General features: G+C 47.3%; 13 protein-coding genes and 1 pseudogene. All 14 read left to right on the top strand.

The features are described from left to right. The first annotated feature begins 302 nt into the window (after positions 1 to 302). Complete coding sequence (locus ELR57_RS21935; RefSeq protein ID WP_126961231.1) at positions 303 to 3,497, top strand: helicase-related protein; 3,195 nt, start codon at positions 303 to 305, stop codon at positions 3,495 to 3,497. A gap of 57 nt (positions 3,498 to 3,554) precedes the next feature. Next, complete coding sequence (locus tag ELR57_RS21930) at positions 3,555 to 4,274, top strand: hypothetical protein (RefSeq protein WP_126961230.1); 720 nt, start codon at positions 3,555 to 3,557, stop codon at positions 4,272 to 4,274. A gap of 285 nt (positions 4,275 to 4,559) precedes the next feature. Beyond that, positions 4,560 to 5,183, top strand: coding sequence for a COG3014 family protein (locus ELR57_RS21925; RefSeq protein ID WP_126961229.1), 624 nt, complete (start codon positions 4,560 to 4,562; stop codon positions 5,181 to 5,183). Positions 5,184 to 5,827: 644 nt separating this feature from the next. Continuing rightward, positions 5,828 to 6,205, top strand: a pseudogene (locus tag ELR57_RS28385) (sporulation protein); the annotation flags it as partial. 3 nt (positions 6,206 to 6,208) lie between these two features. Next, complete coding sequence (locus ELR57_RS28380; RefSeq protein WP_238162649.1) at positions 6,209 to 6,499, top strand: excalibur calcium-binding domain-containing protein; 291 nt, start codon at positions 6,209 to 6,211, stop codon at positions 6,497 to 6,499. A gap of 469 nt (positions 6,500 to 6,968) precedes the next feature. Further along, positions 6,969 to 7,346 (top strand): hypothetical protein, encoded by a 378-nt coding sequence (locus ELR57_RS21915; RefSeq protein WP_126961228.1) that lies wholly within the window; start codon positions 6,969 to 6,971, stop codon positions 7,344 to 7,346. Then, complete coding sequence (locus ELR57_RS21910) at positions 7,346 to 7,924, top strand: SRPBCC family protein (protein WP_126961227.1); 579 nt, start codon at positions 7,346 to 7,348, stop codon at positions 7,922 to 7,924. The genes ELR57_RS21915 and ELR57_RS21910 overlap by 1 nt, the downstream gene beginning before the upstream one ends. Continuing rightward, positions 7,854 to 9,008: a hypothetical protein gene (locus ELR57_RS21905; RefSeq protein WP_126961226.1), complete on the top strand. Its 1,155-nt coding sequence runs from the start codon at positions 7,854 to 7,856 to the stop codon at positions 9,006 to 9,008. Before ELR57_RS21910 ends, ELR57_RS21905 begins: the two co-directional genes overlap by 71 nt. Before the next feature lie 12 nt (positions 9,009 to 9,020). Then, positions 9,021 to 9,743 (top strand): hypothetical protein, encoded by a 723-nt coding sequence (locus tag ELR57_RS21900; RefSeq protein WP_126961225.1) that lies wholly within the window; start codon positions 9,021 to 9,023, stop codon positions 9,741 to 9,743. Beyond that, positions 9,740 to 10,393, top strand: a complete 654-nt coding sequence (locus ELR57_RS21895) for a Mov34/MPN/PAD-1 family protein (protein ID WP_126961224.1) — start codon at positions 9,740 to 9,742, stop codon at positions 10,391 to 10,393. The genes ELR57_RS21900 and ELR57_RS21895 overlap by 4 nt, the downstream gene beginning before the upstream one ends. Before the next feature lie 246 nt (positions 10,394 to 10,639). Continuing rightward, the gene (locus ELR57_RS21890; RefSeq protein ID WP_238162646.1) at positions 10,640 to 11,524 is read left to right on the top strand and encodes a ThiF family adenylyltransferase; all 885 of its coding nucleotides are present in this window, start codon (positions 10,640 to 10,642) and stop codon (positions 11,522 to 11,524) included. After that, positions 11,521 to 11,835: a hypothetical protein gene (locus tag ELR57_RS21885; protein WP_126961223.1), complete on the top strand. Its 315-nt coding sequence runs from the start codon at positions 11,521 to 11,523 to the stop codon at positions 11,833 to 11,835. Before ELR57_RS21890 ends, ELR57_RS21885 begins: the two co-directional genes overlap by 4 nt. 39 nt (positions 11,836 to 11,874) lie before the next feature. Beyond that, positions 11,875 to 12,459, top strand: coding sequence for a YodL domain-containing protein (locus tag ELR57_RS21880; protein ID WP_126961222.1), 585 nt, complete (start codon positions 11,875 to 11,877; stop codon positions 12,457 to 12,459). A gap of 161 nt (positions 12,460 to 12,620) precedes the next feature. Beyond that, on the top strand, positions 12,621 to 13,781 hold the full coding sequence (locus ELR57_RS21875; protein WP_126961221.1) for a hypothetical protein: 1,161 nt from the start codon (positions 12,621 to 12,623) through the stop codon (positions 13,779 to 13,781). Positions 13,782 to 13,981 lie beyond the last annotated feature (200 nt).

The raw sequence follows: 13,981 nt of genomic DNA, 5'->3' as shown, positions 1-13,981 counted from the left end.
CAGATGAGGACTGAACAGTCAGAAGAGGAAGAATTTCCTGATGACATTTGTGTGAGGTGCTATAGCCGGCATGATCAGCAGCATACCACCTTATGCGTAAGCTGCGAGGCTACTTTGTTTCCGGAGACGGAGCATTGTTCATCATGCAATCAAGAGACTCCCGTAGCGGAGATGACAAACGGACGATGCGACAGATGCGAATTAGGTCGTATCGATGAAGCCTGGGACGAGCAGCTGAACCGAGAAATTTCGGCCTATTGCGCTAGATAAGAACCGGTACACCAAGAGGAGGAGTTCCATCCATGTCTAATAAACGAATGATGCTCACAGTAGCGGATAAGGATCGCCATTTCACGGTAGAGCCTCATGCCCTCGTATTCGAGGACAAGGGGCGACACACGAAGCAATTGGTCTTCGCGTCTTACATCGGGATCCCCGAAGCTGTCCAAGCAGTTACGGCAGCCTTTCTGGAGGAGCGGTCGCTTCATTATGGGCCATTTGAGTTTGAACGCATGCTAGACCCATACAAACGGCTCGAACGGCTGATAGGGCTTGGAGATGTCGCTCACGGAGCGGTCTACAACAGCCTCATGACGCTTGAAGGCATCGAGGCATCCCCTGAATCCGAAAAGCTGGATCGAGCCTATCTGATGGCGCCAGAGGGCGACATCGATCGCGTGCTCTCCGAGCATTTGGTTGAGCGCTTCGGCCTGCCAAGAGAATGGATGGATCAGTATCCTTCGTTGTTCCGGGCGGATATCTTGCCACTTCAGATCATCGTTAATCCGGATCTCCCGCAGTGGAATGAGTTAAAAGCGGTGATGTTTTCCGGAACGGAACAGTCTGTTATCGAGACGATCCGGGGAGCGTTAAAGCGAAAAGAGCTCGTAATTCCGCCAAGTACGGTTCAAGGGGAATTTGATCCAACCTGGACGATGAAGGATTATCTGCTGAACAACGCGGTCCATATGGCGAAGAAGCTAGAAGAAAAGGCGCCTCGGCATTCTATGGACAAGCAGGTGGATCCGTCAATTGCGGAGCTGAAGCGAATTCCGTTTCCAACTCAAGCTCATATGATCCAAGGGGTAGTCAATACCTTGGAGGATGAGAATCCTGCTTGCGGCGGAGACATGGGCACGGGGAAAAGTATTATTGCCTGTGGGGTATCACACGTCCTTCACGAACGGAAGAAGCGTAAAGGCAGCAAGCGTGGCACGGCCGTACTTCTATCCGCTCCCGGCATTACGTTGCCGAAATGGGAAGCCAAAGAAATCAAAGGCACGATTCCAGGAGCCAAGGTCACTATTCTTCGGAATGGAAACGACGCCTTAAAGCTCTTGCGAAACGTCCGAAGTGGCTACCGCCCTTCTGGGCTTGAATTCACGCTGGTAGGCATCGATCGCGCCAAACTTGGCGCCGAAGGCTACTTCGCCGGCATCTGGAAGCGAATAAGCGGAACCAAGGAAGACGGGCGCGGCAGATATGCTTGGCATTGTCCGGATTGCTTCAAGCCGTTGCTCACCAAGATGGAAGGTGCCGATGACTACGAGCCGGCAACATGGTTCGATGCTGCCGATAGCTCCGGACCGACCTTGGAGCAGCTGGAGGAAGCCCGGGAAACGAAAACCTTGCAGGCAAATGGCTTGCCGGCAGGATTCAAAGTGGCATGGAAGCGAAAGAACCGAATTGAATGCTGCAATGTTCATTTAGAACAGAACGAAAAAGGCGATGAGCAAGAGCTCCCGCAGAAGTCCTGTAACGCCATGCTATGGCGCCCGGCTTTAAAGAGCAGGGGAGAGACGAAGAATAAGCCGAGGGTCAATATCTCCCAGGTATTGAAAAGGACAAAGCGTTATTTCGATCTCTACATCTGTGATGAAGCCCATCAATGCAAAGCGGGTGATTCTGGCCGCGGCGATGCCTTCGCGCAAATGGTTAAGTCGGCGAAGCGGGTATTGATGCTGACGGGAACACTGACCAACGGGAAATCCACATCGATTAAGGAGCTGCTCTGGCGAACCGATCCAAAGTCGCTTCTCGACGCTGGATTTACTCATCAATCGGGCTTGATTGAGTGGGCTTCCCGCTTCGGCAAGCTGGAGAAAGTGGTTGAAGTAGAAGAAGGCGACGAAGGTGTTATTACCCGTCGCAAGAAGAAAGGCGCCCAAGTTAAGGAAGCACCCGGGATTGCCCCGCAGCTCACCGCCCAGTTTTTGCTCCACAAAAGCGGGTTTGTTGAGCTCAAGGATTTAGGCTTGCCACTGGTTGAGCTTAAAGAGATTCCGGTATTCCTTGATATGGACGACGAACATAGGGCCAGCTACCAAAGGTTCCACAACAACCTTTATGAGCGTTGCGCGCAAATTTCACGCTCAAGCAAATCGGTTGGCGCTTGGTCAAAGTTCTCGCCTTCAACGATCAATTATGGGGATAGGCCAGACCTTGGAGCTCACGTGGTATTGGGTCAGGAAGGCGAGATCATCGGCGCTCCGGCTCTTTATTCCGAGGGGAAAGAGCTTCACGCCAAGGAACGTTGGCTCGTTGAGACGGTAAGGCAGGAACTTGCTGAAAATCGCCGGTGCACCATCTTTAACAACTTCACAGGTGCGTATGGTATGAATGAGCGGATCCGGAACATTCTTACGGACCATGGCATTCAATGCAAGATTCTTGATGAGCCGAACACGGATCTTCGACAAGAACGTTTGGCGGAACTCGAAGCAGAGGAAGTCCCCGTTATCATCTGCAATATGAAGTTGGTGGAAGTGGGACTTGATATGCTCTATTGGCCGACGATCATCGTTTATCAGCTCAATAATGAGGTTTCAACGGTTAGGCAGGCTACGCGCCGGGCTTGGCGAATCGGACAGGACCGTGAGTGCCGCGTGTACTATCCGGTCTATAATGGCAGCCAGCAAATGAAGCAGTTCATTCACATCATGAACGGCCGCGGACATGCCCTAATGGTTGAAGGACGTCTGGACAGCTCCGAGCTGGCACAGTATTCGAGGGATTCACAGTCATCCCTTGCAAGCGACTTGGCGAGTTGCTTTGCTTCCAGCGATGTTGCTCAGTCCTGGACGGCTCTTGCAGCTAAGGATCTGGCGGACATCGAAATGGTTGAAGAAGGAAGCTTTAAGGAGGTTCTTGCTGAGCGCATGCGTGCCCTTGCAGACGAAACGCTTAAGATATGCGGCGTTGTAGATCTAGCGGCATACCGCGCTGAAAAAGAGCGTCTGGAGCGGGAATCGATTGCCACTGAACCAGAGATTGCGTTCGAGGTCGATATGGTCGAGGATGAAGTACGAACACCCTCCGTGTTCGACTTTGACTTCCAATCATTCGGTATTGAACAAGCGTTCCCAGGAGCAGAGGTGCCGATTGAAGAGGATCCTGCGGGTACGGTGGAGCCAGAAATTGTGGTCTCCATGACGAAGTACAAAAAAGCGCGCGGGAGGAAGGCGCCGGCAGAGAATCAGCTTTGCTGGAATTTTTAATAAACAACGTTAGGGGCCTTGCGGATGCAAGCCTCTTTCTATTGAGGAGGAAGTTCAATGACCTATAAGATGAGCCGCCTTATGGCACAAAATGAGCGATTTGTTCACTATACGTATCTCTGGAGTCTGGCCGACATCCAAAAGGATGGAATTCGGCAATCCCTCGATGGGATGATGGGGCCGGGGATTTATTGTTGCCGGTTCGGTGACGAGAAGACCTGTCAGGAAATCGTTGAGTTCTTGACCGAAGAGATCAACTGGGCGGATGTCGCAGCGCGTTATCCTGAGGCTCAACATACCCGAGAAGTGGCAAAGAGCTTGATCCATCCGGTCTACTTCGAGCATACCGGGCAGTACATGCTGGGGGAGGAGAATACTGGCGGCTATTCGGATATAGCTGGACATGTCGTTATTCCGCAATACGCCATCCTGCCAAATAAATTGATCATCGGTTGCCCCGTAGATTCCGGGATTGAACCGCAATTTATGGAAGTAGGGAGGATGATTAGAAAATCGGTGCCTCTATCCACGCCAGCAGCGAGATTAACGTCCGAAATGCTGCCGCCTATGGACATGGGCATCTATAAGGAGACCCCCGAGAACGAAGCGGTATGTACCCTTCATGATCTCTATGAAGACGGATATACCCACCTGCAGAAAAGCTATGAGCATACGACGGCGATCGTTGATTATGTCAGGCACTTTTTACGGGAGCGGGAGATTCAATATACCGTTATTCCACGTGGGGATGCGATGGAGATTTATTTAATCGAATAGAGGGAGACAGGCGCGGAATCGTTTCCGCGCCTTTCGCTTTTTGGCAAGAATATATAGAACCGGAGGCTGTTGTTCAAAGAAAATAAAGTAATAGACTGGGAAAATATAGTTGTAGACTGAGAAAATAAAGTGTTAGACTGAAATCGCCATTAAGCTAACTGGCAGGATAGTGCAATGCAACAGCGGAACAATCAGGAGAAGTACATCACAAAAATATTGCTCAATTACCAAAATAAATATAAATTTATCATAGATAGTTCGATCCATTCACTTTTGAGGTGAAACATGAAGAAATTTTTCTTGTTGTTCATAGCGCTAATTTTTATCTTTTCGGGTTGCGGTAAAAGTAAATTTGAAAGTTACATGGATAAAGGAAAAGAATTGCTGAGAGACGGAAAATATGATGAAGCAAAGTCGTATTTCGATAACGCTCTTATTGAGAAACCGAATGACAAGGATGCAAAGGCTCTCTATGACAGGGCAGGGAAATCACTTGAGGACTTGAAAAGCAAGGAGAACGAGGAAGATGTCAAGCGGCACATCGATCAATACATCGAGAGTAGGAAAGTGATATTCGTAAAAGTAAGTCAAATTGCAAACTCAATAGACGAGCAAAATATCAATAATTTAGGTCTGTACTCACTAAACAACTATCTTGATGAATGCAAAGAATTAGATGACAAATTAATGGCTATTCAAAACAAAAATATAGATGATTCCATCTCTCAGTATGTGGAACAAAAATTTTCTGAACTCGATAACCATCTTTCTTCATCAATTTCGAACATTTCATTTGGTGTTAATCGGGAACTGAGTAATGATAATAGCAAATACAACGGTACATTTGTTCAATTTGCAAAGACTGATCTAGAAGATTGGACTAAAGAAACCAATTACTATAAACAATAAGGTTTATTCTCAGATATATGATTAAGCTAATGGAGAACTATAGTCAAACAAATACAGTGGCAGTCTAAGGCTTTATTTTCAAGTCTTGGGCCGCCACTGTTTCATTTTTATTTCCAGTCTAATTATTTTTCAATTCCAGGAGTTTTTCAAACACTGAAACCGCGTCAAATCAATATCCTCAGTCTAATGATTTATTTTCTTCGGACAGTCATCCGCAGTTTAATTAGGTACCTCAATTCACCATTGATTAGAACAATCTTCCACGTTTATAATCAAACCAAAATTCACTAGGGGGAACCGTCTTGGAAGTCGTCGGGGGATTACTATTGTTTATCGGTTTATTAGGATTTATTTTTTCATTTGGCATGTTAATTGTAAGCTTAATATTAAAGAAAAATAGGAACAAACTAAAAAGGAATTCCTGGCTTACTATAGCAAGTATTGCACTTATTATTACTAGCACTCTTATCATTCCTGATACTACTGAGGACAATCATCAAACAGTACTATCTGAAGCGACAGCGTCTGTAGAACCAAGCAAATCACTATCTGAACCAAAAACAGACTTGAATACCCCATCGGAGAAGCCTTCTCTTTCACCAACACCTACTCCTTCATCTCCGTTAAGTGCTAAATCGGAGACAATGCCTTCTACCGATGGATATAAAAAGGAAACGAGCTCTAGCCCTTCAAGTGGGTCATATGATCAAATACTACACTTCCCGGCTGACAAGTATCCTGAAACTGCAGCGCATATCCAAGAGGCGATTGAAAGCGGCGAGTCTGCAATTTGTACAATCAATCGAGCTAATGCTGAAGAGAACCGTGAAGAATCCCTCGCTGATGTGCCGACTAAGTCGGGTTACGATCGGGATGAATGGCCTATGGCGATGTGTGCAGAAGGTGGTGCTGGAGCTGACATCGAATACATATCCCCCTCCGACAATCGTGGTGCGGGCTCTTGGGTAGGAAATCAACTCGAGGATTATTCAAATGGAACACGAGTCCTTTTCATAATTGATGATTTGGGCAATAAAGATACTTCTAAATCAACGTCTTCTAGTAGCAGTTCAAACTCGAAGTCAACATCAGGCGATTCTAGTAGTTCTAGTGGTTCCAAAGGTTTGAATAGCTCCAGCAGTTCCAGCAACTCGAGTAGCTCTAGTGGTTCGATCAATTCCAACAAGTCTGATTCCACGGTTTTTTATCAGAATTGTACTGCGGTAAGAAATGCGGGCAAAGCTCCTCTATATGAAGGTGATCCTGGCTATAGCAGCAAATTAGACCGTGATCACGATGGAGTTGCTTGCGAGTAATAATGAAATAACCCGTTAACATTAGCCAGAGCGGGTTAAGCGAGCGGTTGCAGTCTAATACTTTATTTTCTTTGGATAGCCAGAGCTGGCCTCCGTCAGTGCTCATTGCTGAATAATTTTAACCTGCTGTCTAACACAGAATAAATAGACATGTGGGACGAGACCATCGTTGCACAACGTTATAGCCAAATTAACAAGAAAGCGTGGGACTATTTGTTCCTTGCGCTCGTTTCTTTTCACATGGTAAAATAAATTTGTACAATTTACATTTGCTCGCTTGAGCTTGACTCCGAAGATAAATGCCCTAGTGGCGGTATGAATCAATTAACAGGACAGGTCTATCTATCTTGTTATTGAGGATACTCGCTGCTGGGGCTTTTTTGCTTTTGGAGCGATTAACAAAAAAAGTCGATGAACCGATGACGTTGTCTTGGTTTTCGACTTTTTTAATTTTAAAGGAGGATGAGAGATGGATGGGAATGTTGAATCGCTAGAAAACCAGGTCAACTTCGACACGGACTGTTTCGCTCAATCGCTTGCGAGTCGCGTACTAGACAATGCAGAAGCGGAGCAAAAGGAAAAAATGCTCGAAATCATTGATCTTGTCTGTTATTCCGACAAGACCTTGGTGGGAGACATTAACTTAAAAGAACTGGACCGCGAAATCTTGGAGGCCGCATTCGAAGAACTACAGGAGTATCAGTCCGATGAACACGGCGAAGAGGACACTGATCTCGTTAACGAGGGCCAGACCATTGTCGAGATTAACCGGATTGCGGGAATGGACATTCACTTTGAGCATTTCAAGCCAAAGCATGTCCAGAGAAAAACGAGGAGGTTCTTCTGATGAAAGGCTTATGGCTAACGGTTGATTCCCTTTGCAATTATTTGCAGACGCTGGATAACTTGATCACGCTAAAGAGGCTGGATGAAGAGGGCTATAAGCTCCCTAGTGATTTCACGTTTGTGGCCTCCACCTGGGGTGACCATTTAATGGAGTTTGCGTTGGCGACAATCTTCGAATGCACACCGGTCGAACGGTCTCTAACGCGGAAGACATCAAATGGCAGCTATGAAACGCCAGAGTTGGTACTTCCGCTAGATGGCTACGAAGACTGGTGGCGTTTGCGGGATAAATACCCGGAAGCCAAAGAGCTCGAAGAAGATATGAGCAGTCTTGAATTCGACTGCATATATGGAGGCAGCGGCATTTCGATCCGTTTTGATCAAGATGGCATGATTGTTGAGGATGTGTCTGACACGACCTACTGTCATCCCATAATGGACGATCTATTTACGCTCAAGCGTATGTGGATCGAGTCCTTAAATTTCTGGAGGGGAAAGGAGCTTCAAGATGGAAGCAACGAAAGAAGAATGGAGAATTGTGATTCCGAAGCAGCACACGAAGTTAGTCAGTGTGCATGAGGTTATGAACGGGATTACCGTCAGCAGCAAGAAGATTCTTATCGGGGAGTTAATTCTCTCTTTGCTTGACCAATTGGACGAGCATCTTCTTGTCGAATATCTATTGCGCGACGGTCAAATGAAGACGTTGTTTGAAACGATCGTCGATTATTCTTCTGAGCACGCACCGGAGCAGATGTCAGATGTGCTAAAGAAGGTCCTTGCGTTAGCAGATGACGATCCTTCCGAAGCTATGCTCACGGCATTGTTTCGGGCGATGGGAGAATCACAAAATCTGGCGCACCTCAGTGAAGAGCAGCTTGTGTCTGTCCTTCAATCGGTGCTTACAAGCGCGAGCCATATGAAAGATAAATCGATTTTGATGGAGATGTATTTGGAGCTCCTGAAAAGGATTCGGTTATTTGATGATCCAGAAGCTGATCTTCTATCCAGCGTCATTGGCGGTTTGTTTACGCTCGCTAGCCAGTTCACCGACGCTCAAGTGGATCTAATCGACGCGATGTTTGATACGTTGGCCAAGAAGGCAACACCCAAAGCATTGATCGCGGCGGCTCGTCCATACATGAAGGACCAAAAGTTGTGTTCTCCTCTTTTGCCAAAAAACTGTGTGTTTTACCAGGAACGCGGCAATGGAGAGCAGATCGTCGGGATCGAATTGGACAAGGGTCAACATGATGTTGTGTTTGGGGATGTCGGACAAGTTGTCTATGAGCAAGTCGGCTATCCGAAGCTATTGTTTTGGTTTTCCTTGCATAAAGGGAAGGCACAAGCAAGTGTAGCAGCGGTAAAGGACTTGATCATCAAAGAGGACACCCAGCTGTACGAGTTTCCCTACTCGAATGTACATTCAAACGGGGAAATCTGCTGGACGACGCTGGCCAACCATAAAATTAAGGAAGTACGTCAACTTGAGGCGCTGCCGGCATTGTTTTTGGGAGCGACCAAGAACACGGATCTGTATAGGAACGCGCAGGAGATCAATCTACGGGATTTATTGGTGAGCATGCAGCACCAGCGGTTTGATGATGCCATGTTAAAGCCGATGAACAAAACCGTGGGTCAACTCATTCAAAAAAAATCTTAGGAGGCTATTTTTATGCTGGATCTATTTGGACAATTATTCGGGAACAATGACGCTGCTGGTTCGGGTTCTTCACATTCCGATGAGCACGTAAGCGAGACGCCTTCTGAAACCAAGACGGAGATATCCTCGGCTTCGAACGAAGCGGATGAACAGTCTGTGGTTGCAGCGGAGCCGGCCGCGGCGGATAGGTCGGAACCTAGTAGAACGGAGCAGCACAGTGAGCCCGATCGTTCGGTCAACAATGTGGTCCCGATCAGGCCAGAAGATAGGTTACCCGCTTCAGCGGACACCTCTGATGATGAAGAGCATAACGAGGAAGAAGAAACGCAAGCTTCCGCTTCAGCTTCAAGCGATGAACCTCGGGATCTGTTTGGCGAAATCATTCAAAGCGCACCAAACGCTTCGAAGGGAAGAACGTCTAAACCAGAGTCGAAGAAGGTTTCGTCTTCCTCCGCGGTTGCGACGGCTGCTGCCAGCAGCGCAAAGAGGGGATGGCAAGACCAGGATATCGAGGTCGGCATCGACTTCACGGTCCATTATGCAACGCGGACGTTCCTGGTTTCTGAGCTGATCGATGAAATTCCCGAGTCCGGCACTGTGCATCTCAACAAGATTCGAGAAGCGTTGTTCCGTGAGTATTGGGATTTTAGCGAATCGCGAACCAAGTGGGACTATGATCTGGAAGAAAAGAAGCTACGTCCGATTATCGTTGGCGAAAAGAACAATGCCGTATGAAGATCAAACTCCGGACCTTTTTCTGGAAGTTGTCGGATTACCTTCGTTCTGTCGATGAGACGCCGATCGGTATTGTAGCCTCGAGAGACGGCCATCTTTACGAGATCCGCGAGAATGACTATATGCGGATGATTGTAAGGAAAGAAGTGCATCACGAGCTCGAGCGAGTTCAAGAAGGAGTAGTTCTTAAAGGACCGAAAATACCCGGCGAATTCCTAGCAACCACCATCGCTTTCTTCCGGCACTATTGCGAGAAGAGAGTAGAAGCGGCTGTTCATATTTACTGGGATCGGAGCCGAAGGGAATACGACTTGGTTTGTCCGGAGCAAGTCGTTAGTTCGAATGAAGTCCAGGCATTTATCGAGCCATCTTCTAATCCGCATCGCGAGCTGATCATGACGATTCATTCTCATGCTGCAGACCGTGCATTTTATTCCTCGGGCGATAACCAAAACGATCGAGGATTTAAGGTGTACGGCATCATCGGGCGGTTAGACGAACAGATTCCGGAGTGCTGCTTTCGCGCGAGGTACAATGACACTTCGTTCGAGTTGACGCCCCGAGAATTGTTTGAGATGGCCAATTTGAAGCCGGTAACGACCTTTCCAAATGATTGGAACGAGAGAGTTACTGTGATTGCTGAAAAGTAATGGAGGAGAAGGCGTCGGAGACGTCTTCTTTCTTTTTATTCGAAGGATAAAAAAACGAACCTATTGGAGGAATTTACGATGAGTAAAACACAATTGATTATTGCCATTTCTAAACTGCAAAGAAAGCAGCAATTGAAGAATAAGAACGTCTACGGGCAGCTGCTGCTTAGGTGATGTTCATGGAAGCGGGAGAAGGAGCTAACGCCCTTCTTCCTTTTGTTTTTAAACCAAAAAGGAGGATAGCCCATGAACTCACTCATACTTAAAGATTCCATGAGGCCATATTTTAGCTTCACCCTTATCGGAACGGGAGCAACCGGGAGCCATTTCTATCGAAGCTTATGTCAGGACCTACGATCGCACATGGATAAGCCGGGGTTTGATAAGAAACCTTCGTTCAAGCTCGAGCATGTCATGCTGATTGACGGCGACACGGTTGAAAAGAAAAACCTCGGGAACCAACTGTTCGATGCGGAAGATATTGGGGAGCGGAAGGTCATCTCTCTGGCCGAAAGGTACGGAGAGCACTATGATCTGCCAGTAAAGTATTATCCCGAATACGTGAAGGATCTCGAAACGCTAAATGGTTTAGTCTCGATTCCGGAACACAGCGAGAGGCATTTTTTCTTTATGCCGGTTCTTATCGGGATGGTAGACAACAATGCGACCCGCAGGCTGATCGATGACTTCTTTTATCAAGAAGAGGTTTATAACCTGATCTACATCGACACCGGCGTGGAGGGCGTTGCAAGCGCGGAGAACACGCGCAACGTGGATGGGACTGGCTTTGGTGGTCAGGTTGTCATTGGCTTCAAGTACGCCGGACAAGTGATCCTAGAACCGGTTGGACGCGTCTACACGAACATCTTGGAGGATCAGGATAGCCCTTTCCCTGGTTGCGGCGTGCAGCTCCCATCGCAACCGCAACGGGCCGCCACGAACAAAATGGCTGCCCAACTGGCTAATAACATCGTGAACAACTTGCTTCATACATTCGGGATCTATCAGCATGTGATCAATTTCAATTGCCAGTATGGCGGGAGCAGCCCGGTATTGATCTCAAAAGAAACGATGAAAGAGTTTGAAATGATCCGTGATGGAGGAACAGAAGAAGGGGGGGCGTCAGTTTGAGTCAACAAGCAACCTGGCTTCCTCATTCTGAACCGGTCGACATCATTAGGTGCATCGAGAAAGCGCCGTACGGACCGATGGTAAAGATTCGTCGGGCAGATGGCCAGACGATGGAGGTTAATCGCCACGAGGTTTTAATGACCGAAGATGAGGATTTGATTCTCCAGCTAAAGACGATCCTGCAGGCGAATTGCCCGCAGCGGAATCCTGCCTATTTTTCAACGGTGAAGAACTTGTTGAAAACAGGGGCGCCGCTTTCCTTGGCCACCAAAAAGGCAGCGCCGGCTGGGAAACAACTGCAAATGTTTTGAAAGAAGATTAACGTTAAACAATTTAGGAGGAAAAACACGATGAGCACGTTGATCGTCTCTCAAACCGATGTTTTCATGAAATCAAGCCAAGTTGAGGGCTTCATGCAATTGATGATGGACGCAGTTCACGCAGCGTCTGATGTGAAGATCAAAAAGTCTGGCCGGAAAGTAAGGGTCTCATTTTCGTTTGCGACGTTTGAAGCCAAGACGATTGATTCGTTTATCTGCAACTTAGCAGATAACGGGTATACGTTCTCGGAAAAACGTGGAAGGCTCGATGAGCTCAGTGAAGCGTTTAATCGCGAAAATGAATTCGGTATCTGGCAGGTATCAAGTTTCCACTTGCGAGACTATGGTCTATTGCCGTTACAGGAGTTTCGGGATAAGCGCGGGACGTTGGATTTGTCGCTCCATGAGCGCGTGTATGGCGCGACCTTGGCGCAACTCAAGATTAATCCAAGCCTACCTACCATTCAGATTCTACAGCAAATCTACAGGGCCTTTAATGTTGACAAGCCGTTAAATTATGGCGGCCGATCGATTTCTATTGGCGACGTTATTCAACTTAGAGGGGAGTATTACTACGTTGATCAGTCTACCTTTGAGTGGATTGCGGTCATGTAAGTAGTATTCGGGGAGCTGCTGCTGCAGCTCCTCTTTTATTTGTTGAAGGTTGTATTTTTTCTTTATGAATTATGATAAACCGACTGTTCTTTGGAAAAAGAAACATGAGAGGAAGCGAGGGATCTATCCCGCTTCCTCTTTTCATTCTAGGAGGCGTTCGAATGGACTCGACGTATGAAAAACGAGCAAAACAAATACTGAGGATGTTTTATAAGCGATCTAAAGCCGGCACGAATTTCCAAACCGGAACGGGGAAAACGAATGTGTTTGACCGGGTGGAGCGGGATGCCGTCTATATTCGTACAAGCCTATCTAGACCAGCATTCCGGGTTAGCCGGAAGAGTTTGGAGAAGGCGTGCATTTACCTGGTTTATGTGCGAACCACGACGCGAAAGCAAATCGAGCAATTCTCCAAGTACAGCTCAGCATTACTCGGCCTTCTCCGTTTAATTTTCATGGAGCGGGGGATGGCACGATTCGGCCGGACCGCACAAGGGTTATTGCGATTATCGCTTCGTGGGGTACGTTGGTTTACAGCCGGCTGCAGCCGCGCGCCGAAGGATATGGAGACAGTCAAATTTTACAACGGGAAATGGCTGCTTCTAAGCTACTATCATCTGAGAGAAGCTAGGACGGACAATTGGCGCCATCATGTCTGGAGGCTTGGGTTCAAAGGAAGGGTGCTGCTCGATTCCGGAGGGTTTTCTCTGCATAAGGCGAAGTTAGATGGGAAGGACGTTCCCGATATCACCGTGCAAGAATACTGCGACTTCATAAAGAGGCACGGCGGTACCGAAATGTTTTGTGGTTGGTTCAGCCTGGATCGGGTAGAAGATCCGATCGAAACGGAGCAGAATACTGAATACATGATTGAGCAAGGTTTGGGAGATGGACTGATTCCCATATGGAACATTAATAGTCGGTATTCCAGGTTGAGACAGCTGATTCAGCAGCACGATCCGGCCATAGTAGGAGTGGGTGGCTTGTTGTTCTGCGGTAAAAAGCGACGCAAGAAACGGTTAGACCGCTTGTTCCGATTATTCCCGGATCAGCTGCTACACGGATTGGGTGTAAGCAATGATGATTTGTATACGTATGATTGGTTCTCTGCAGACGGATCTGGCGTATTCGCACCACGAAAATACGGAGTGATTTATACGCATGAAGGACAGGTTCCATTGCCGGAAGACTGGACTATAGAGCAAGGGATTGGCTATGGGTTAGAACTCTTCACGGCTCTGGAAGAGAAATATGATAACCAGGTTGCAGGAAGGCTTTTGATTCCGCCTGCAGCAACCCCGGAACCATTAATGCTATTTTAGCGCCGTTATGGCGCTTTTTTTATTGTGGGAGTGGTCACGGTTTCAGTTTACGGATTGTCGACTATTGGAAGACTATGTTATACTGGGAATGTAATTCGTTCTATTTGCTCACTTGACTTTTTCTTTTTGCTGTCAAGCAGTAGCCTGATGTTGAAGAGATAAGCCCTATTGGGTGGTACGATTCCTGGAATACGTCTGTC

It is taken from the genome of Cohnella sp. AR92, assembly GCF_003990975.1.
In the GTDB taxonomy this organism is placed as follows: domain Bacteria; phylum Bacillota; class Bacilli; order Paenibacillales; family Paenibacillaceae; genus Cohnella.
Note: the sequence above shows the minus strand (reverse complement) of the source record. Positions and strands in the feature narration are given on the sequence as shown.